25 protein-coding genes and 1 pseudogene are annotated in these 20193 nt (G+C 59.7%); all 26 read left to right on the top strand.

Annotation, left to right across the window (positions count from 1 at the left end; genetic code table 11):
* Nucleotides 1-22: 22 nt before the first annotated feature.
* The 26 genes and pseudogenes from QMN23_RS02540 (at nucleotide 23) to QMN23_RS02415 (ending at nucleotide 20167) form a co-directional block, all read left to right on the top strand.
* Nucleotides 23-1510: a conjugal transfer protein TraH gene (locus QMN23_RS02540; protein ID WP_282001577.1), complete on the top strand. Its 1488-nt coding sequence runs from the start codon at nucleotides 23-25 to the stop codon at nucleotides 1508-1510.
* A gap of 22 nt (nucleotides 1511-1532) precedes the next feature.
* Complete coding sequence (locus tag QMN23_RS02535) at nucleotides 1533-2015, top strand: hypothetical protein (protein ID WP_282001575.1); 483 nt, start codon at nucleotides 1533-1535, stop codon at nucleotides 2013-2015.
* A gap of 319 nt (nucleotides 2016-2334) precedes the next feature.
* A complete protein-coding gene (locus QMN23_RS02530; protein ID WP_282001574.1) occupies nucleotides 2335-2658 on the top strand; it encodes a hypothetical protein in 324 nt (107 codons plus the stop codon).
* Nucleotides 2651-2935 carry a hypothetical protein gene (locus QMN23_RS02525; RefSeq protein WP_282001573.1) on the top strand — a complete coding sequence of 95 codons (285 nt, stop codon included), beginning with the start codon at nucleotides 2651-2653 and terminating at the stop codon, nucleotides 2933-2935. Before QMN23_RS02530 ends, QMN23_RS02525 begins: the two co-directional genes overlap by 8 nt.
* Nucleotides 2936-2970: 35 nt before the next feature.
* Nucleotides 2971-3783: a DNA/RNA non-specific endonuclease gene (locus QMN23_RS02520; protein WP_282001572.1), complete on the top strand. Its 813-nt coding sequence runs from the start codon at nucleotides 2971-2973 to the stop codon at nucleotides 3781-3783.
* Entirely contained in the window at nucleotides 3780-4043 is a 264-nt protein-coding gene (locus QMN23_RS02515; RefSeq protein WP_282001570.1) for a hypothetical protein, read from the top strand. The genes QMN23_RS02520 and QMN23_RS02515 overlap by 4 nt, the downstream gene beginning before the upstream one ends.
* A gap of 482 nt (nucleotides 4044-4525) precedes the next feature.
* Entirely contained in the window at nucleotides 4526-4933 is a 408-nt protein-coding gene (locus QMN23_RS02510) for a single-stranded DNA-binding protein (RefSeq protein WP_282001569.1), read from the top strand.
* A gap of 118 nt (nucleotides 4934-5051) precedes the next feature.
* Nucleotides 5052-6158, top strand: a complete 1107-nt coding sequence (locus QMN23_RS02505) for an ATP-binding protein (RefSeq protein ID WP_282001568.1) — start codon at nucleotides 5052-5054, stop codon at nucleotides 6156-6158.
* 32 nt (nucleotides 6159-6190) lie between these two features.
* Nucleotides 6191-6739 (top strand): hypothetical protein, encoded by a 549-nt coding sequence (locus QMN23_RS02500; RefSeq protein WP_282001567.1) that lies wholly within the window; start codon nucleotides 6191-6193, stop codon nucleotides 6737-6739.
* An 87-nt stretch (nucleotides 6740-6826) separates the two neighbouring features.
* Nucleotides 6827-10165: a DEAD/DEAH box helicase family protein gene (locus QMN23_RS02495; RefSeq protein WP_282001566.1), complete on the top strand. Its 3339-nt coding sequence runs from the start codon at nucleotides 6827-6829 to the stop codon at nucleotides 10163-10165.
* A 90-nt stretch (nucleotides 10166-10255) separates the two neighbouring features.
* The gene (locus QMN23_RS02490) at nucleotides 10256-10417 is read left to right on the top strand and encodes a hypothetical protein (RefSeq protein ID WP_199385310.1); all 162 of its coding nucleotides are present in this window, start codon (nucleotides 10256-10258) and stop codon (nucleotides 10415-10417) included.
* Between the two features lie 82 nt (nucleotides 10418-10499).
* Entirely contained in the window at nucleotides 10500-11465 is a 966-nt protein-coding gene (locus tag QMN23_RS02485; RefSeq protein ID WP_282001565.1) for a PD-(D/E)XK nuclease family protein, read from the top strand.
* A gap of 91 nt (nucleotides 11466-11556) precedes the next feature.
* Nucleotides 11557-11808, top strand: coding sequence for a hypothetical protein (locus QMN23_RS02480; protein ID WP_282001564.1), 252 nt, complete (start codon nucleotides 11557-11559; stop codon nucleotides 11806-11808).
* Entirely contained in the window at nucleotides 11762-11965 is a 204-nt protein-coding gene (locus QMN23_RS02475) for a hypothetical protein (RefSeq protein WP_282001563.1), read from the top strand. The genes QMN23_RS02480 and QMN23_RS02475 overlap by 47 nt, the downstream gene beginning before the upstream one ends.
* On the top strand, nucleotides 11962-12399 hold the full coding sequence (locus tag QMN23_RS02470) for a hypothetical protein (RefSeq protein WP_282001562.1): 438 nt from the start codon (nucleotides 11962-11964) through the stop codon (nucleotides 12397-12399). The genes QMN23_RS02475 and QMN23_RS02470 overlap by 4 nt, the downstream gene beginning before the upstream one ends.
* A gap of 99 nt (nucleotides 12400-12498) precedes the next feature.
* Nucleotides 12499-13422 (top strand): AAA family ATPase, encoded by a 924-nt coding sequence (locus QMN23_RS02465; RefSeq protein WP_199385306.1) that lies wholly within the window; start codon nucleotides 12499-12501, stop codon nucleotides 13420-13422.
* 11 nt (nucleotides 13423-13433) lie between these two features.
* The gene (locus QMN23_RS02460) at nucleotides 13434-13817 is read left to right on the top strand and encodes a hypothetical protein (RefSeq protein ID WP_282001561.1); all 384 of its coding nucleotides are present in this window, start codon (nucleotides 13434-13436) and stop codon (nucleotides 13815-13817) included.
* A gap of 69 nt (nucleotides 13818-13886) precedes the next feature.
* Complete coding sequence (locus QMN23_RS02455; RefSeq protein WP_282001560.1) at nucleotides 13887-14837, top strand: DUF3150 domain-containing protein; 951 nt, start codon at nucleotides 13887-13889, stop codon at nucleotides 14835-14837.
* A gap of 83 nt (nucleotides 14838-14920) precedes the next feature.
* On the top strand, nucleotides 14921-16768 hold the full coding sequence (locus tag QMN23_RS02450; RefSeq protein WP_282001559.1) for a hypothetical protein: 1848 nt from the start codon (nucleotides 14921-14923) through the stop codon (nucleotides 16766-16768).
* Nucleotides 16769-16847: 79 nt separating this feature from the next.
* A complete protein-coding gene (locus QMN23_RS02445; protein WP_282001558.1) occupies nucleotides 16848-17303 on the top strand; it encodes a hypothetical protein in 456 nt (151 codons plus the stop codon).
* Nucleotides 17304-17528: 225 nt separating this feature from the next.
* Nucleotides 17529-17900 (top strand): annotated as a pseudogene (gene radC, locus QMN23_RS02440) (RadC family protein); the annotation flags it as partial.
* A 73-nt stretch (nucleotides 17901-17973) separates the two neighbouring features.
* Nucleotides 17974-18414 (top strand): hypothetical protein, encoded by a 441-nt coding sequence (locus QMN23_RS02435; RefSeq protein ID WP_282001557.1) that lies wholly within the window; start codon nucleotides 17974-17976, stop codon nucleotides 18412-18414.
* Nucleotides 18414-18641, top strand: coding sequence for a hypothetical protein (locus QMN23_RS02430; protein ID WP_282001556.1), 228 nt, complete (start codon nucleotides 18414-18416; stop codon nucleotides 18639-18641). The genes QMN23_RS02435 and QMN23_RS02430 overlap by 1 nt, the downstream gene beginning before the upstream one ends.
* Before the next feature lie 30 nt (nucleotides 18642-18671).
* The gene (locus QMN23_RS02425; protein WP_282001555.1) at nucleotides 18672-18896 is read left to right on the top strand and encodes a hypothetical protein; all 225 of its coding nucleotides are present in this window, start codon (nucleotides 18672-18674) and stop codon (nucleotides 18894-18896) included.
* Nucleotides 18897-18969: 73 nt separating this feature from the next.
* Nucleotides 18970-19644, top strand: a complete 675-nt coding sequence (locus QMN23_RS02420) for a hypothetical protein (protein ID WP_282001554.1) — start codon at nucleotides 18970-18972, stop codon at nucleotides 19642-19644.
* 19 nt (nucleotides 19645-19663) lie between these two features.
* Nucleotides 19664-20167 (top strand): hypothetical protein, encoded by a 504-nt coding sequence (locus tag QMN23_RS02415; protein WP_282001552.1) that lies wholly within the window; start codon nucleotides 19664-19666, stop codon nucleotides 20165-20167.
* Nucleotides 20168-20193 lie beyond the last annotated feature (26 nt).

The following is a 20193-nucleotide window of genomic DNA, read 5'->3' as shown; positions in this document are numbered from 1 at the left end:
ACATGAAAAAGGAGGTGTACCCATGCTGCGTCGCAAGAGAACAAAGCTGATCGCGGCGGCGGTGGCCGTGTCTCTCGCCGGCTTCCCAGGATCCGCGCCAGGGTCGGGCTGGGTGGACGACTGGATAAAGCAGAAGAGCAGCACTTCCCCGAGCTACTACGAGGGGGCGAAACGTGGCTACTACACAGGCGGCGGCTTCTCGGCCCGCTGGGCCAATTCCAACGATTACCTGGTCACCGCGTCGCTCCCGCAGCTCAAGTCGGGGTGCGGCGGCATCGACGCCTTCCTGGGGGGATTCTCGTTCATGAACGTCGATTATCTCGTCCAGAAGCTGCAGAACATCCTTTCCGCGGCGCCGGCGGCCGCCTTCGACATCGCCCTGAAGACCCTGGCTCCCCAGGTGGCTGACACCATCAAGACGCTGGAGGCGATCACCGACCGGTTGAACTCCCTCCAGCTCAACGACTGCAAGGCGGCCAAGGCCCTGGTGGCGACGGCTTCGAGCCCGTTCTCCTCCATCATGTCCGACAGCCTGAAGGCGGAGATGAAGTCGGCCCAGACCGATTTCCTCGTTTCCAGCGGGGCGAAAGACCTGGCCCATGACGTGAGCAAGCTGTTCGACAGCGAGCTCAAATCCGCGAGCGGGACCAAGCCCATGGCTCCCGGCACCATCCAGGCATCTGCTGCCAGCGCCACGGCGGGCTGTCCCGACGAGGTGAGGACCGTGTTCGGCGACGGGTCGGTACTGGAGAACCTTGCTGCCAAAAGGGGGATGAGCAGCGACTATGTGCAGCTCATCAGGGGCTTCATCGGCGACGTGATCGTCCAGAGTCCGGCCACCTCGGGGACTACCTACCGTGCCCAGTACATACCCCCGTGCGACAAGAACGAGAGCTTCAGCTCCTTCATCGACGGCACTGCTCAACGGAGGGCCAGCGGCGGGGCGTGCGCGGACATCACCGACGCCAACAAGAACCTGTTGACCTACGTGAACGGCCAGATGCAGGCCATCGCCGGCAAGCTCAAAGCAAGGCAGCCCCTTTCCGCCGACGAGGAGACGTTCCTGAAGAGCACACCCCTCTCGGTCGGCCTGATCCTGAAGAACGCGACGGCCACCAATACCGAGGGAGAGGTCATCGGCAAGCTCTCCGAGGTTACCGCCAGGGCCTTCGGTTACTACATGCTCCTTGACCTCTTCAACCGGGCGGTGCAGCTCAGCGAAAGCGCAAAGAACATCATGTCGAGCCAGCAGACGAGCAAGGCCGGAGCTTCTCCCGAGACGTGCCAGATCGCCCTGTTGGGCGAGGGGCTCCAGCATCTCCAGACCCTCGAGGAGAAAACCCTGCATCTGCTGCAGGAAGCTCATCAAAGCTACGCCAACGCGGCAACCGAGGTGAACTCTGTGGAAATGCTCGTCCTCAACATGAAACGATTCGACGATACGGTATTCGCGGAGCTCTCGGGGCGTTTCGGGACGGGTGTCGCCCGGCGGGCACTGGGGAAATCCTAACCACACTCAAGGAGAGAAAATCATGAGCAAGGCTACCAAAGGGCAAGAGAAACACGAAAGCGGCGAAAAGGAACAGAGGAAACCCCGCCCCACCCCCGAGGAATGGCGCGAAGAGCGGCACAAGAAATCGGAACGTAGCGATCTGGCCTTCATCAGTCGGCGCACCTATGACCAGTTTGATTTCATCGGTCTTCTCAACTCTCACGACATCATGCTCCACAAGCTGAGACTGCAGGCGGGGAGGAGCAGGAAGCTGAGCTTCGCGGTAGCGGCGGAGATCATAGAGAAGTCCGACAAAATCAAGGAGGACATCAACCTCCTCAATGCGCAGATAAGCCGACTGCTGGGAGAAAAATACTATCCGCCCCGCGGGTTTGACGACCCGCTGGCCAAAAGCGATCAGGATGTTGACGAGGCGCAACCGGGAAAGAAGGCCGGGGCGGATAAAAAGGGAGCCGGTGTGGCCGACTCGGCCGTTTCAGTTGCGGAGCCGGCGTCGGCCTGAATGGCCGGGGAAATCTTCACTTGTCCCACGTAAGATGATATGATGTGCGCCGTTTCATTTTACTGGGTATCCGTATTTCATGACTGAAACTGGGCCTGGCAGAGATCCTTGAAACGAGTCGTCCTTTTCATAATAGCTATCGTGGTGACATCGATCGGGGTTACCTTCGATGTCGTCAGCAGAGTCCAGCCGGAACCAATCCATCCTGTCCGTGTTACATGGGTCATCCATCTGTTCCTATGGATGACGGCAGGTTGGATAATCGGGTATGCGTGGCAGCAGTTTGTGGCGTCTCTCAAAGCTGAATACGAGGTGGACGATGCCTCGGAATAATCCCGCCACTATCAAAGTGACCTGGACTGAGGAAGACGATCAAGAGTTTCGTCGTCTTCAATCAAAGTACGACAATGAGGGGCTTACGGATGATGAAGATCTCGTGGCAAACCAACTCTTCGAGCGTTATGTAGCTCATTGGTATCAGACTGATCCGGTCTTTCGGGAAGCAAAAAATACATTCCTTCAGGGTCTGGATATTGTGTCGAAGGTGGATAAATTTCTCTCTCTCCAGGAACGTAATGCTTTGATCAGGCCGCTCATAATGGAAGCGTTCATGAAGATTCACAGCAGGGGATCGCATGCGTGAAGGAGCTGTTCCGAAGGTGATCAACTTGTTAAGCACGATGTTGAGAGAGAACCCTCAACAGATACCCGGGCAAGATGGGTTAGCTGTTGCAGAGTGGCTTGACTCTCTATACTACTGCCCGAATGATCGCACGATCTATCATGCCGAGGGATACAGCAGAGGAGAAATCGCTTTGATTCTGTGCCTGCGTAGGGAAGGTATTGCCCCCGAAGATTTTATACGCAGATTGCAGGCAGATCATGTTGCAGGTGCCGCTCTGACCGACCATTCATCATGAAATCCGGATATCCATTTGAATCGACAGGAGGACCCATGAAGAACAGGTTTTCGATCACGCTCGTGACCGCCGTCATCCTGGCGCTTTTCGCCGCTCCGTCCTTCGCGATGAAAACTTCCTGCGGGGAGCATTACGCCGGAGGCGAGGCGCCGGACATCGTCAACGCCAAGATGCAGGCAAAGACCCAGGAACTCTGCTACGATGAGTTCGGCGTGATCAATTCCGGCCTGACGCGCACCCCGCTCTGGTCCGCCGAGCATCTCACCAGGTCCAGGCTCGATGCCGCCAGGGGGATGGTCCGCAAGGACACGTTCCACGCCGAAGAGCGGCTGCCGGAGTCGGACCGGGCGGAACTATCAGACTACGCGCGCAGCGGCTTCGACAGGGGGCACATGTCTCCCAACGCCGACATGTCCACCGATCAGGCGCAGCACGAGAGCTTCAGCTTCGCCAACATCGTCCCCCAGGACGGCACCAACAACAGGGGAATCTGGAGCGGGATCGAGAGTGCGGTCAGGACGCTGGCGAAGCGGGAAGGAAACCTGTACGTCATCACCGGTCCCCTGTTCGTCGGCAACAACGTCAAGGCCCTCAAGCGCCGGGTCCTGGTGCCGACCCATATCTACAAGATCGTGTACAGCCCGAAGCGCAACGCCGCCGGGGTCTACCTGGTCAACAATGCCGCCGAGGCGGATCTGCGCTACATCTCGGTGGCCGAACTCGAGCAGATGGCCGGGATCGATTTCTTCCCCTCCATGTCGCCGGCCGCCAAGCGTGAGATCATGCCGCTTCCTCAGCCAAAGGAGCGCAGGGGAGGCGGAAAAAGGCACGGGAGGAACTACAGGTGAGCAGGAAAAAGGATCTCAGCATCGCTCCGTTCCAGAACGAATCGGAGTGCCTCCAGATCAACGGGTTGACCATCGAGAACCGTCTGGATCGGGTGTCGCTGTACGGCAGCCTCGACATCACCCGGGACAAGGAAGGCCTGGAGAAGGTGGTCAAGCTGAAGGAGATAGTTGATTCGGTGGTCGCGGCCATGACGGGCGTGGAATTGCCCGCCAAGGTTGAGGTGGAACAGCCGGACACGGTGAAAAACCCCTTCGCGTAGGAGACCGGCCGGAAGGCTGAACGCCTCATCACGAAGGTGGCAGAAGATTTCCGTATTTTTACACTCTTCCACGAAGAGATTCCGCTTGGGTCACGCACCCCGGAACAAATTTCAGGGATAGCCCCTGATCTGAACGCCCCGGCAGGGATGCAACGCAGGGAAAGACAAGGCGCGCTTTTCGCCCCTTTCCCGGTGAGAAGTCAGAGTGCTCGACGAGCACCAGGTAGTCGACCTTGGGCAAAGGCGACTTTAAACAGCGACGATAGAGGTGCGTCCAGAACCGGGCAGCGCCTTTTTTCATACCATAACCCCGCAAAGACCTGTTTCGGACATCGTGCCGGAACGGGTTTTTTTGTACCCGAAACCCGCGACAAGCCTTGGAAGCGGCGGGAATTCAACCAGTCCCGACAGGGAGACCAAACCTCTCCCCGCGCGGGATCGGTGACCGTCTTCTCGTTCGGGAAACCAGCAAGGAGGCAGTCATGGCAAGTTTGAACAAGGTTCTCTTGATTGGGAATCTGGGCAAGGATCCGGAAGTCAGGTACACGGCATCCGGAACGGCGGTCGCAAGTTTCTCTCTGGCGACGTCGGAACGTTTCAAGAACAAGACAGGAGAATACGAGGAGCGGACCGAGTGGCACAATCTCACCCTCTGGGGGCGTCTGGCTGAAATCGCCGGCGAATACCTGTCAAAGGGAAAGACGGTGTACATCGAGGGCCGGCTCCAGACCAGGAAATGGCAGGACAAGGAAGGCAAGGACCGTTACACCACGGAGATCGTCGGCGAGAAAATGCAGATGCTGTCGAGAAAAGACACCGGACGCGAAGGCGACCCGGAACCGGACAGCTTCTACCAGCCGCCTTCCGGAGGAGACGAAATTCCCTTCTGAGCCCTGACCATCAGTAACGACCGTAACCAAACACAAGCCCGACAGGGGAGACACAGACCCCTGCGGGGTGGTCCGTCTCCTCTGTCCGGGTACAACCGACAGAAAGGAGATCGAGATCATGTTCCAGAAAGCAGTCAGAAAGAGAGCGAAAGCACGTATCGGCATCTGCGGTCCCGCGGGCTCCGGCAAAACCATGTCGGCACTCAAGCTGGCATTCGGAATCGTCGGCCCCACCGGAAAAATCGCGGTACTCGATACGGAGAACGAAAGCGCGTCTCTCTATGCCCACCTGGGCGACTACCACGTCGCCGTCATCAAGCCCCCCTTCACCGTCGAGAAGTACATAAGCGGCATCAGGGAGGCGGAAAAACTGGGTTACGACCTCATCATCATCGACTCCCTCTCACATGCATGGGCAGGGACCGGCGGCATCCTGGAGTTCGTTGACTCGAGGACCGAATCGGCGAAAGGGAACAAGTTTGCCGGGTGGCGTGAAGCGACCCCCAAGCACAACTCCCTCGTCGATGCCATGCTGCAGTCGCAGATGCATGTCATCGCCACGATGCGCAGCAAGACCGAGTATGTCCTTGTCGATGACGAGAGAGGCAAGAAAGTCCCGAAAAAGGTCGGCATGGCGCCCATTCAAAGAGAAGGAATGGACTTTGAATTTACACTGGTCTTCGATGTTGACCAGGAACGGCACATCGCCACCACCAGCAAGGACCGGACAGAGATTTTCGACGGTTTCCACGGGAAGTTGACGGAGGAACACGGAAGCTCCATCCGCGCCTGGCTGGAATCGGGAGAGTCGGCGCAGAATCATGCCGGTACTACCCAGGAACAACAACCCTCGGGGCCGAAGTCTATCACGCAGGATCAGGTGATGGAACTGGAGGCGAAAATCAGCGAGGTGGGAGCCGACCGGGACAAGTTCCTCGCCTATATGGGAGTGAACAGACTCGAGGATATTCCCGCCGAACGGATGACCGCCGCACTCAAGGCACTGGAAGCGAAAACGAAGAAGAGCGACGGGACACCGGGCACGGTTACCGACATCACGGCCATCCTGGCAGCACGCCGCATCCCCTTCAAACTGGACGAAACCAACAAAGAGGTCTACGCCACTCCGTCGTATCAGGATACCGCCTCCAAGGAGTTCCTGAAGACGAAAGGCTTCAAGTGGAGTTCCTCCTACAAGGCGTGGGTCATCAAGATGGCGGCCTGACCGCGATCCGGACCCATGGACAGGAGGAAACCATGCAACCCACCATTTCACTCATTGGCCAGCGTGCTTCGGCCACCATTTTCTGCAGCAACCTGATCCTGGAAGACGACAAACTCGTCGTTCTGCTGTCCGCCTACGGCCCCTCCCAGGAGGTCAGGGCCTTCGCCCAGATCCTCCACGACCGGGAGGCGCCCGTGTTGGAAATTCCCGGCAGGAAAAGAGACCGCGTGGCAATGGGAGGTACCGTGAGCCTTATCGGCAAGATCGATAACGGCTACTCGGGGCTGTACATCCTTCCCAGTCGGCAGCGCCGCCTCATCGTCGGGAACAGCCGGGAGGAATGCTTCGGTATCTACTCCCGCATCCTGGATCAGCAGCAGTTCGTGCACCGGGACTGGTATCTCCCTCTGTTCGACATGGCAGAGGAACTGACACCGCTCATCGGCACGAAGAAATGCTACCGCCATATCGAGAACGTTCCCGATGAAGTGAGGAACCGGATCAGATACGGCGGGTTCACCTTCCCCGAGCCTGCGTCATGCATCTCGGTCGAGGTGAAGCAGGAACAAACGCAGCAGTAGCACAATCTATCCCGGAAGGGGTAGGTGGCATGGTCACCTCCCCGCAAAGGGATAGCCATGCCGCCTCCCCTTTCACGAGGAGCGGACATGGAATTCACTGAAAAAATCAACAACCACTCCCGCATAAAGGGGAACGAGCTGGCGAAGGGGTTCTATCCCACCTTCCCGCGCGACGTGGAGCTGGTCAGAAAGGTCGTCAGCATAAGTTTCGGCTGGGACCGGACGAGCGTCCACGAGAAGATGGTTACCATCTTCGATCCGTGCGCCGGCGAAGGGGCTTTCCTGTCGAGCATGGTCCGCCATGCGAAACAGGCTGCCACCGGATCGAGCGCCAAGAACACGGCCGTCGCCTCTTTCGCGGTGGAACTGGACGCGGAGCGCTTCAGGAAAATCCGCGGCACCGACCAGAAACTCAACACGTCGTTCTTCGACACCACCAGTACCGGGTCGTTCGACATTCTCCTCCTGAATCCGCCTTACAACAGGAACGGCGGAGAGCTAATCTCCTGGGTCGAAAAGGCCGCCCCCATGGTTTCCAAGCGGGGGGTCATGGTCCTGATCATCCCGGAATACGAGCTCAAGGGGAAAATGACCGAACTCCTGCGGGGAAGCTTCACCTACCGGTATGCATACAGATCGGAGGAATACGGGGCTTTCAGGCAGCTGGTCATATTCCTGCGGAAGAATGTCAGCAACGAAACGACCTCTTACCGGTCACCCTACTATCACAACTACGACAACTTGGACAACGCCGGGGAGGACCTGATCCTGACCCACGCCGAAAACCCGACCGTCACCATCGAGGTCGAAGCAGGCGGGATCAAGACCAGGCCCATGCTCCAGTGCCGGGACCTTTCAGGGTTCTACCTGGAGTGCGAAGAGAGGCTGGACAAGGCGATAACGGTGATGCTGGACAAGGAATATCCGGCCAGCTACGACACCAGCATTCAGCCCGTATCCACCCTCAGAACGGCCCATGCCGTCCAGCTTGCCGCCATGAACAGCCAGATTGAGAGCGTCGCCATAAACGGCGTCCACTATCTGGCCAAGTACATGCTCGTCGAAAAGCCGGAGTCGTTCGAGGATTACGACGACAACGGCACCAAGACGACGACTGTCATCCACAAACCAACCGTAGAGACCTTCCTCATGGACAGGACGGGCGAGGTGAAAGCCGCCCGGGAACTTGGCTTCGACTACGTGGAGCTCAATTCCCAGCTGTCCACCATCCTCCTCAAGAAGCTCACCACCATCTACAAACCCCTTCACGAGATCGGCCGGGACGAGGAATATCTCGCGTCCGAACTGAAGGAGATCGGCCTGAAGGCCCCCCAGCGGGAGGCTGTGAAGGCGGTCATGAAGGCGTTTGCTTCCGGGAGGAAGGGGATCGGCATCCGGGCCAACACCGGAACGGGGAAAACCTGGATGTCGAAGGCGGTAAAGTATCTCGCCGGCGCCAAGAGGTCGATCATGGTGACGGAACCGCAGCTCGTCCCCCAGATGGTGAAGGAGTACGAAAACGAGGGCTTCGCCGTCCACGTGATCGACTCCTGGCAACGGTTGCGGGAACTCGCCCGCACCAGGCCGAAGGGTCTCTATCTGATCGCCTACACCCGTCTGCGCATGCACCCGGATTTCGTGCCCGTCACGAAGCTCACCCGGGTGAAAACGAAAGAAGGGATCAAATATACCGACGCCTGCCTCAACTGCTCGGCCGAGGTGAAGAGGATCAGCAGGGGGAGCAAGGAACACTGTCCCGTCTGCGGCGACGTCCTCTACACTTACATTCCCGAGAACAAACGGCCGCGCCTTCGCTACCGGCAGTGGATCGCCGACATCGAGAGGAACGGCGCGTCAACGGAGGTGAAATCACACAACAAACAGCTTCCCTACATCCGCTTCCTCAAGCGGATACCCTTCGACCTCGCCATCTTCGACGAGGCACACAACGCGGCAAACCTGATGAGCAATCAGGGGACGGCGTTCATCCGCCTGGCGGCCTCCGCCAGACGGGTTCTCTGTCTCACCGCGACCGTCACGAACGGCATGGCGAAGAGCCTCTACAACCTGCTCTGGGGGGTAAATCCGGTGCAGATGCGGGAGGCGGGATGGGACATGAAGTCCGCCACCGACTTCCAGGCGCGGTTCGGCGCCTACAAGGAGGTCAGGAAAAGCGACGAGAGAAACCGCCACCGTGATTCGGAAAAGGTGCAGACCTACGACACGGCGGGAATCTCGCCGGCAGCCCTGGTCTACACCCTGCCGAACTTCGTGAACGTGGACTCGGAGGATTTCGACGACCTACCCCCCGTCGAACGGGAAGTCATCAAATGCGCCCCTCATGCGGAAGTGGAAGATTGCATGAGGACCATCGACAAGATCATAGACAATGCGGAACTGCCGATCGAGGATAGAATACCGGTCACAAGCGTAAGAACGGCGGCCTTCCTGCGGGTGTCCGACACCTTCAGGCACGCGGACGACGAAATCCGCCTGCGTGGCGAACTCCTCGGCACATTGTTGCGACGGTCGGTCGATGAACTGCTCGATAAGGAAACAGAGCTGGTCAACATCGTCCGTCTGGTCGAGACATGGGGAGAACGGCTCCTGGTCTACACCGGGAACACGCAAAAGATCGACATGCGCGGGCCGCTCAGGCGGATCATCGCCGACAGCGTTCCCGGCCTGTCCATCGACGTTCTTCCCGACTCGGTAGCCCCCGAAAGACTGACGGCGTGGTTCGAAAAGACCACCGCCCAGGTTGTCATCGCCTCATACCACCGGGTGGCGACCGGACTCAACCTCAGCCAGTTCAACAACCTCTGCTGGTACGATTACTCCGACAACACCAGGTTGGCCGAGCAGGGGGAAGGGAGAATCCGGCGCGTAAACACCGCCGACATACACCGCATGACCTATGGGGAAGTCCGTCCCTGCCGATACTGGTATCTCACCTCTTCGCCGATCCAGGAGGCCCAATTGGCGTACACATTGGAGAAGAGGATGATCGCCAAGCTGGCGGAAGGGGAAACACCGGACATCGACCCCGCGGAATGCACAAGCGGCAACCAGTCGTTTTCAGCTCTCATCACCAAGGCGCTCAGGGAAGGGAACATTGACTATCAAGACCCGAGCGCTTTGCTCAAAAAGATGACCCGAACCGACAACGCCAGGGTGAGGGACGAAAACAAGATCACAACATCGCCTCCGGCAGTGGCCAAGGTCATACCCTTTCCGCAGCCGGAACCACCGACGCCGCCCGCTCCGGAAACCGTCCCGGTCATCGTCTTCGAAGACGGCTGGGAGGTCGAAAGACAGATCCCGGCAGAGAAGTACCGCGAGTACCTGGCGGTAGGGATGCTGGAAGTGACCCTATTCGGCACGTACCTCGTGACCGGGAAGCGCGCAAGGCGCGGCCGGGCGTAAAAGGCCAACCATCAACCACCCCTCGGGGAGATTCCGTCTCCCTCCGGGGATACGTGTCTCCTCCTGGGACAACCCGAAAGGAGACACGAAATGAGATCCAACACAGTAGCCATCAGATGCGCCAACGGCAGAACCATCTATATGAAGGCGGAGAAGTCCGCTGTCGAGATTTCCTGCAAGAACATCATCGCCGGAATCATGGTAGGGACAACCCTCCTCGCGTCGGCGGTCATCGCCTACGCCTGCATGTAAACCATCACAAACCCCGATCAGGGAGACGGACTCCCTCTCGGGGGCGTTCCGTCTCCCCGGGCATGAAAAGGAGACAGAACCGATGGCACGCCTTGACGATTTTCTGAAAAAGGCAATACCCGCACATCAGCAAAAGATGTCAGCACATCTTGGTGACCGTACCAGGTACGCCGGGGCCTCCGACATAGCCGGATGCCCCCGCAAGGCGGTACTTGGCAAGCTTCAGCCGGTCGCCCATTCCATCAAGCAGCAGCTCGTCTTCGCAAGGGGGCACGCGGCGCAGGCCATGTTCAGGGAGTTCTTCCTGTCGGGCGGCGCCGCCTTCCAGGAAGAGGTCGAGATCTGCCACCCGTCCTATGACATCGTCTGTCATATCGATTTCCTCTTTCGCGGGAAAAACCGCTTCCATGTGGTCGAGATGAAGTCCACGGGCGGCATTCCCGAGGAACCTTACGGCAGCTGGGTCGACCAGCTGCACGTACAGATGGGCCTTCTCAGAATCAGGGAAGGCGAGAAAGCGGAGATCGGCGGCTCGATCCTGGCGGTGGACCTGAACAAGGGGGAATACCGGGAGTTCAACTCCTACGCTCCCCACCCGGAGGTCTTCACCCCCTTGATCGAGAGGGGCAGTCACATCCTCTCCGCCATGCGCGGCGAGTGCGAACCGAACACCATACCGAGCATTCTGTGCGGCCACTGTTCGTACCGGACAGGATGCCCGGCCCACAGGGACCAGGAGATCCCCCAGGAGGTAACTGACCGTGTCGCCGACTACGAGAGTCTCGACCGGCAGAAAAAGGCCCTCGAAAAGAGAATGGACCCGCTGAAGAAAGAGCTGATCTCCTTCTTCGGAGAGCGGTTCCAGGGGATCACCGAAACAGGGATCGCCGTGGCGACGACAACCGTCGCTCCGGGTGAGACCATCGACTCCACCAGACTGAAGAAAGACTTCCCCGACGTGTTCCAGGCCTGCAGTAAGCCGAAAGCGGGCTACACGAAGCTGGAAGTCAGACAGTTGCCACCAGCGCCGCTCGCCAAGGCGGCCTGAGACCAAACCCCATCCGGGGGCGAATCACGCGCCCCCCGGGGGTCACTCCTTTTCACGGGAGGCGCGTATCCGCCCCTGAAAAGGAGCAGTCATGAAAACACGAACGGGCGTCCTGCCCAAAGATTACAAACATCTCTCCCGGTCGAAGATGAACAGCGAGGACCTCAAGGAGCTCCTGTGGACCATCCTGGCGGCAGTCGTCATGGTGATCTCGGTCAGCTTCTGCTTCCTCGCCGCCTCCGCCGCTCCGGAGCCCGAGGCTCGGGAAGCGGTCAACATGAAAGGAGGTCATAGGCATGCCGGCTCTTACCCTGTCGCTGCACGGCGCCAATCGAATCCTTGAGCGGTCGGTACCGCTCGAGGCACTGGAAGGCGTCAAGCTCGCCGTCCCGCTTCTCACGGAAAAACCCCTGCGCTTTCGCTACAAGGGGGTCACAGTGATAGCGAGGATGGCGTCGGGATGCCCGAAGATCATCTCCGCCTGGAAGGAGGCCATATGAAGGACCTATGCGATTGCGGCGCGATCACCGCGCTGAGAGAACTGCACAAGACTTACGGCAAGCTCCACGACATCCTGTCCGACTGCATCGAAGGGGGCAGACTGTCCGCAGCGGCCTTGCCTGACGATTATGCCGCCATCGTGGAGCAGATCACCCGCTGTGTCGCGATAGACCATGCGATATCGGCGGTGTTCAATCTCTACGAGGACGAGCTCGGGGAGGGGAAAGTATTCCTGTTTTCCATCGACCCGGCGCTGTTCAAGAGACAGCGGGCACTCCTTTCCCGCCTCCTCGAAGAGGAGAAACCGCGCCCTTTCACCGACCTGGAACCTCTGGAAGGGATACGGAACCTCCTCGACACCATCGCCGACCAGGCTCACGACTGGTACGGCATAGACACGCTTATTCTGGAGGAGGGGGATCGTGAACCCTGAAGCATAGGACTCTCACCTGAACGTATTTCAAACCCCATGGGGGGCGGATCATTTCCCCCCAAAGGGGGATGGTCCGCCTCCGAAAGGAGACAGACCATCATGAAAAAATCCATCACGGAAGTATTCGGCATCCAGGCTCCCGCCACGATCACCGTCGATGTGCGCGACAACGCGATACACGCGATGATCCCCCGCTCCAATCCGGACTATGTGTTTCGGAGAGAAATCCTGTCGGACATTCTGGCTTGGATGAAAGGAGCGGCGGGGACCGATCCCCTCTATCTCGTAGGTCCTACCGGGTCCGGCAAGAGTTCCATCATCACCCAGATCGCCGCGCGGCTCGGCATCCCCCTCTACGTGGTCTCGTGCCACGAGCGGATGGAGATCCCCGAGCTGTTCGGACGCTTCGTCGTCAGAAGCGGCGAGATGGAATGGGTGGACGGCCCCTTCATCCAGGGGCTCAAGGACCCGGCGTCGGCGTGGATACTCCTTGACGAGGCGGATACTCTCGACCCGGGCACCTTCGTCGGGCTGAACGCCCTTCTCGAAGGCCGCTCCATCATCGTTCCCGAAACCGGGGAGACCATCGACCCGCTCCGTTTCGGCGCCCGGATCATCTACGCCGGGAACACCGCCGGCAACGGCGACACAACCGGTCTCTACCAGTCGACCAAGCGCCAGAACCTCGCCTCCATGGGGAGGTTCATGATGCTGGAGGTCGGCTACGCGAACGCCGCGGAGGAGGATCAGGCTCTGGGGAAAGCTGTCCCGGAGGTCCCCTCCCCGATCCGGCAGAAAATGATCGAAGTGGCCAACAAGGTCCGCGACCTCTTCCGAAACGGCGAGATCGAGGTCACCTTCTGCACTCGAACCCTCATCCGGTGGGCGCAGTTGGCCACGTTCTTCAAGGCGAAGCCGGGGATAAACCCCATGACCTACGCCCTTGACCGGGCACTCGGCTTCCGGGCCGAACCCGCCTCCCGCCAGGCTCTACATGAACTGGTACAGCGGATCATCGCATAGGAGGTGGGGTCATGTTCGTTCCCGGCAACACCCAATACGGCATCTGGATGAGGGCTCCCTCCTCCAGCGGCGGAAAGGACTGGCTCGGGTTCCTCACAGACAAGGAAGTGATAAGTCAGTGGGGGAAGACCGGCCAGGTGAACCAGTGCAAGGTCATCGGACCGGCCCCCTCCCGGATTTTTCTCGACCAGAAGATCGAGGAGAAGAGGGGAAAGGGTTACCGGGTCGTCGGGGAATGGTTCCCCGGCAGAGGATGGTCGCACGAACGAAATGCCCAACCGCCACCACAACCGAACCCTCCATCACAGAACAGGCCGGCTGCCGCAACCCCGCCGCTGAACGGAAATGTCATGCGGGAGTGGCTGTCCGACCAGAACAGCGAACAATGGTTCTGACCCAACCCGGGGAGACGCTATCACCCCCGTGGGGGTGGCGTCTCCTCCCGAACATCGAGGAGATATGCAATGAGCCAAGACCAAATACTCGAGAACATTTCCATCATCGTTCTGTCAGTTTCCCTCTGGACCGGAAGGAAGAAACTCCGGCCGGAGGACCTGAAACTGGCGGACGGGAGCGAACTCCCACCCGACAAGCTCGCCACCCTCGGGAGCAAAAGGGTCATGGACCCGAGCGCCCTGGCGCCCTTTGCGACGTTCAAGCGGAGGGCCGAGCGGGCAGTGCTCGGGGTCGGGACCCGTTTCCTCGGCGGCTACGCGGTCCCCATGGAGAGGCTGAAAATCCTCATGGGCGATCTGGCGGAGATCGGCAGGGAGTTCGACGAAGCCAAGGAGACCTTCCTGGCCGAATACGACACGGCGGTTGAAGAATGGATCGCCGAGAACCCCGGCTGGGAGAGCGTGATCCGCAACGCGGTGGAGGAGATAGACTACGTGCGAACGCAGCTCTCCTTCTCCGTGCAGACCTTCACCATCAATCCGGTGGAAGGGCATGAAAACGGTCTCACGGCGGAGGTGAACGGCCTGGCCGAGCAGCTCCGTCACGAAGTCCGTCAGCAGGCCCTGGCGACCTGGGACAGCTCCTTCCGTGGCAAGCTGGAGGTCGGACAGAAGGCGGTGCGACCGATCAGGTCGATGCTCGACAAGATCGAAGGCTTGGTCTTTCTCGAGCCAGGCCTGAACGAGCTGGTCACCGGTATCAGGCTGACCCTCTCCGGTCTGCCGAAAACCGGACCGATCAAGGGAAGGGATTTCGCCGCCCTGTGCGGCGCGATCCACCTCCTCGGGAACATTCCAGAGGCCCGCGAGATCGCCGAGAATCCCCCTGTCGAGGAAGAACCGGCAGAGGAACTTCCGGCGGAGGAAGCGGAACCGATGGAAGAAGCCCGGGAGATCGAGGTCGTCCCGTTCACGCCTTACGTGCCTCAGTTCGAGGAGGCGCCATCCGAATGGTTCTAGTCCTGTAAAGGACGGTCCCGACCCTGCCGGGGAGTCATCAACCGACGCTCCCCGCAGGGGGGGAGCGTCCTTACGGAGAAACCATGGCACCGAAAATATCAACAGTCATCGGGGGACTGCGGATCGCGCTGCAGGCCCTCGCCTCGAAGATGGGCGTGACCCTCCACATTGAGGGGGACCAGGCATACACCAACGGAAACATCATCGTCATCCCCACCCTTCCGGCCGATGACCACGAGGCGGCGATACTCGCCCGTGGCTACGTCGATCATGAAGCGGCCCATGTGGCGCTCACGGACTTTTCCATCGAGATGCCGCCATGGACCAACATCATCGAGGACGTGCGGATCGAGAAGGAACAGGGGGAGATATATCCCGGCTGCGCCGCCAATCTGAAGACCCTGGCGGCGCTTCTGGCAAGAAAAGGAAAGTTTCGCGGGACTCCCGCGCAGCCGCTCTCGATGCTGATGTCGTGGGCGTGCTGTCGCGCCAGGACCGACGTGCTCGGCCAGCCCCTCGGCAAGATCGCGAAGAAGGCGGAAGATTTCTGCCGGAAAGCCTTAGGCGACCACTTCTGCGATCTCTTCGCGGCCCTCGTGGACAGAATCGGTTCGTGCAGCTCGACGGCCGACTGCGACGGGCTCGCGAAGGAAATCGAGGCCCTCATCGACAACCCGCCCGATCCTCCGCCTCCGCCACCGCCCTTACAGGGCAACCGGCAAAAGGAGGAAAGGGACGATGGAGGGAAATCGCCACAGAGCGGCAACGACCCTTCCGACCGCAAGAGCGACCCTTCCGAGTCCGACGAGGACAAGGAGGGAGCTTCCGGGAAAGAAGGGAAACCCGCCGATCCGGACCGGACCGATACCGGTGGTGAACCACCGGCTGCCGGCGACGGAAAGGGCTCCGGGAATGATCCCGGTGAGGCGGACGCCGATGAAGGCGGTTCCGGCACATCTCCCCGTACCAGGGGTGCGGCCGGCGGAAGCGATCCGCTCTCCGACCGGCAGAAAAACAACCTGAAGAAGCTGAAGGTGGCAGACGCCGCCGAAGCCTCACAGAGGGTTGATCTGGGGCAGATGGTTTCCGCCATGCTTGGCAGGGAACACGAGGAAGGCGAACGTAACGGAACACTTGAAGAGATTCCCGACACCTCGCAGTTCAATGTCGGGGCGGGAAGCGGACCCGGAGACCAGAAGACGGTCGAAGGGGACATGGGTCTCGACGATGCCCGTCGCAAGACGAGCAGGTTGAGAGCCCAGCTTGCGGGACTCCTGCAGGCTGTCCGCACGAAACAGGCATATCCGAAACGGGTCGGGTTCCGGATCGACGGCCGGTCGCTACATCTCATCGGCTGCCGGACCCCCGACACCCGCGTATTCGCATCCCGGCGGATCAGGGACGATGACAATACCGCCATCGTCCTGCTCATAGACCGTTCGGGTTCGATGAAAGACAACAACAAGATCAGAGTGGCGCTGCAGGGCGCATTCGTCACCGCCGAGGCGCTGGAACTCCTTCCGGGAGTGGCCTGCGCCGTGGGAGCCTTCCCCTGGGGGAGAGACATCGTGCAGCTGAAGGCTTTCGGGGCGAAACCGAGAGCCGGGCGCTTCAATGTCGGCGCCAGCGGCGGCACCCCCATGGCGGAGGCCCTGCTGTGGTCCGGCATGCTTCTCTCCCACCGTCAGGAAACCCGGAAGATCGTCATCGCGATGACGGACGGGGCACCGGACGATCACGAGAAGACCGAAAGAGCGGTGACGCGGCTGAGAGCCTGCGGGATCGAGGTGTACGGAATCGGCATCCTCGACTCATGGATCGAAAGCTGGCTCAAGGAAACGTCATCGGTCATCAGGCTGATCGACGATCTGCCTGCCGCACTGATCGGCCTCCTCAAGGAGGCGCTCGTCACAAAACGCAAGGCCGCCTGACCTCCATGATGGAGGCCCCGCCCATACCGGGAGTTCTAACCGACACTCCCGTATGGGGGAGTGTCTTCAGGAGGCTAAAGTGAAAATGAACAAAGTGACAATCAATCCGGACTACTTCGGTCCCGGCAACGGCCTGTACGTCATCCATTTCGAGGAGGGATGCAGCACCCTCGGCTTCGATCGGGTGATGGAGCTGGGGAACCTGCTCGCAGCAGAGCTGGATCGCTGGGACCTGACCCCCCTGCCGGCCGAACGGGGCACGATGAAGGCCTACCGGAAGTACCGGCAGCTGACGGACCTGGTTCATCAGAAACACAGGCAGACCGGGTACCGCTCCCGGGCGGAACTCACCCCTCAGCTCATCGGCCTCGAAGGAAAGAGGGTCGAGGTGGTGGACCGATACGGCGAGAAACGGCGCTTCTGGGTCGGCAGATCGACCGGCTGGATACCGTGCCACCTGGAGGTCTCCACCAGGAGATCGGACGGGGGCCCGGCAGTCATGGGCGCACCGTTCCAGTCGGTCAGGGTAGTCTGAAGCGATCGGCAAAGTCACAACGACAAATCAAACATCACCCTTCGGGGGGGCTCAAGTCCCCCATGGGGACGTCCGCCCTCCGGAAAAGGAGCCCGCGAAATGTCCCCCTATCAGAGAAATCTCTTCGGAGAGGAACTTCCCCCGGAGAAAAAGAAAATCACGATCCTGTCGATCGAGGCGAAGTACCGGAAAGAGGTAGTGCGTGAAGACGCCCCTGCGTGGGTGTCCAAGCGCTTCACCTCGGCGAGCCAGGTCTTCGAGATGTTCCATGACCTCCAGAGGGAGGCGAAGGAGCATTTCATCGCGTTGCACCTGGACGGCAAGAACCGGATCGCCTGTCTCGACAGGGTTTCGGTCGGCTCCCTGAACCAGAGCATAGTGCATCCACGGGAGGTCTTCAAGACCGCTCTCCTGTCGAGCGCCGCGGCGATCCTTCTCCTCCACAACCACCCAACCGGCGATCCTACCCCCTCCCGCGAGGACCTGGAGATCACCAGGCGCATCAAGGAGGCGGGCGAACTTCTCGGCATCAGGGTGCTCGATCACATCATCATCGGCGAAAGCTACCTGAGCTTCGCCGAGCAAGGCCTTATCTGACAACCCGGCAGGGGAAGAGCTCCCTGCGGGGGTTCTTGTCCCCTGTCCGGACAGACCCGAAAGGAGACAAGAAATGGAAAATGGGAAAACCGGCAACGACACGCCGGCAACGAAAAAACTCATCCTGTCCGTGTCCGACAGCAGCGATTTCTTCGAGGCCGCGGATTACGCGGTGATCGAACTTACCGCCGAAATGATCGCGCGAATCAGGGAGCTCTCCGAAGCCGTCCGCACCCTGGGCGTCTACAGGGTTTCCGAATTCGAATATTCCTGCGTCTTCATGAACGCCGACTACGACCAGTGGGAAAGCGGCAAGGTGCCGCTGAAGGAATACCAGGGGAGGACCGAATGCAACCTCCTCAACATCACCGACAGCGGCTTCTACTGGTCCGGGCTGTACAGGCACACCGACATCCGGTGGTCAACCGACACGGTGTACCTCTCAGACCTCGACAGTGGCGACTATGACGAGCGGGAAGAGTATCCCGACAATGAAGTACAGAAGGCCGTCTGATGGTCGATTTCAGTGGATACCGGATCGAGAGGACGGATGAACCGGGGATTCTGGGCTACGCCTACCGTATCTTTGGGCCGCGGGGCACGGAATTCGCGCTCATCAGAAACAAGGTCAATCCCCATCAGTTGTTCGTCGTCAATACCAAGACCATGAACCCGAACGCCAGGATCAAGGGGTACGGGTGGTGGACGGACAAGGACGGCGAACTGCGGCCACTGCGCTGAAAGAAGACAATACCCTTGAGAGGAGTCCTTATGAGACATCCCCACTACGACTACACCCTTGATGAGGCCCTGGCTCTGGCCAGATCGATAAAGTACGGGCCGCTGCCGTTGCCTTCCGATCCGACTCCGGAGATTCCGAAGGCGATCGGGATCGTCGGGAAGTCGCTCAGAACGTGCGGCTTCAACTGGATCACCGGCCGTGTCGCCCTCGAACTCCTGCGAAAGGCCAATGGCGAAGAGGTCGCCTGGTCCTGATCAGCAACCCCAACGGGGAGACAATCCCCGGAAAGGGCTCTGTCTCCCCATTTCAAACAACAAGGAGACAGCCATGGCTGACTACATTTCCCAGGGGCCGTTCCAGCCCTCGATACCCAAACATCTCATAACCGAAGAAGACATGAAAATCCTCGACGCTTTCGGACTCACCATCACGCCGGACGGAGAAGACAAGCTGTATCTCTTCGCCGATGACTGGTGCACCCACGGCGTCCTTGCCGCGGATGATCCGAAGGACGACACCGAGCTTGAAGAGGAGGCCCTCTATTCCTGCCTCCAGGGGATCATCCGCCGTTCCAACGGCGAACTCCCCTGGATATCGAAAGAGACGGCGTACACCTGCACCAGGAACCTGCCGGACGGATTCGGCGGCAGCGCGGTATTCGTGACCGCCGATGACGTGCAGTACTTCGGAACCGGTTCGTGGCTGGAACAGCGAATCCATGAAACGGAAAACAGGGACAACGTGCCGAAGCCTCCCACCGTTTGCGTTGTCCTGGATGGTGGAGCTGTTCAGAAGGTCGTTACCGACCTCCCCGAACAGTTTCCTGCATCAATGGACGTCGTGGTCATCGACACCGACGTGGAAGGTTTCGACGAACAGAGCCTCCTCAAGCTCCCGCACAACGGCGAGACAGAGCATGCCGTGGGTCATCTCGTGAAGCTGTCGAACTCCGACTATGACCTGGCAGCCGTTGTCGATCAGATCAAGAAGAGGGGGTGGTGAAATGGCCCCACGGAAACAGATGACAGGCGAACCCACCAATGAGGAACGTGCCGAGCGGATCGACACGGTGATGCAGGCGTACTGCCTGACTCTCGATGGTCGGGATTTCGAGGGCGACGAAGATGACTTCAGGGACCTGCTCACGGACCTGATGCACTTCTGCGAGCGAATGGAAATCGACTTCAACGAAAACCTCCGTGTCGCCCGAGACAATTACGAACACGAAAGGGAGGTTGAAACCGGCATCCCCAATAATCTCGGCTGTCCGGAATGCGGTTGCATTCTCGAGGTATCCCGGACCGACACCCTGCTGGGGATCGACCGGGTGATCTTCGACTGCCAGAACTGCGATGGGACATTCATCCGGGAACTGACGGTCGCGGACAGCCCCATTGAGAGAGCCGTCAAATGCGTCGGTTGCGGCAACCTGATCGTAAGAAGCACCGCGCGCATTTTCTACCAGAGCGACGATCTCGCCCATTACATCGGCGAGTGCTGCTGGGACGAGCGGCTGAGAGATTGAACAACAATGCCAACCCGACAGGGGGC

Source organism: Geotalea uraniireducens (assembly GCF_027943965.1).
Classification (GTDB): domain Bacteria; phylum Desulfobacterota; class Desulfuromonadia; order Geobacterales; family Geobacteraceae; genus Geobacter; species Geobacter uraniireducens.
The sequence above is the reverse complement of the archived record's forward strand: the minus strand, read 5'-3'. Positions and strand labels throughout refer to the sequence as shown.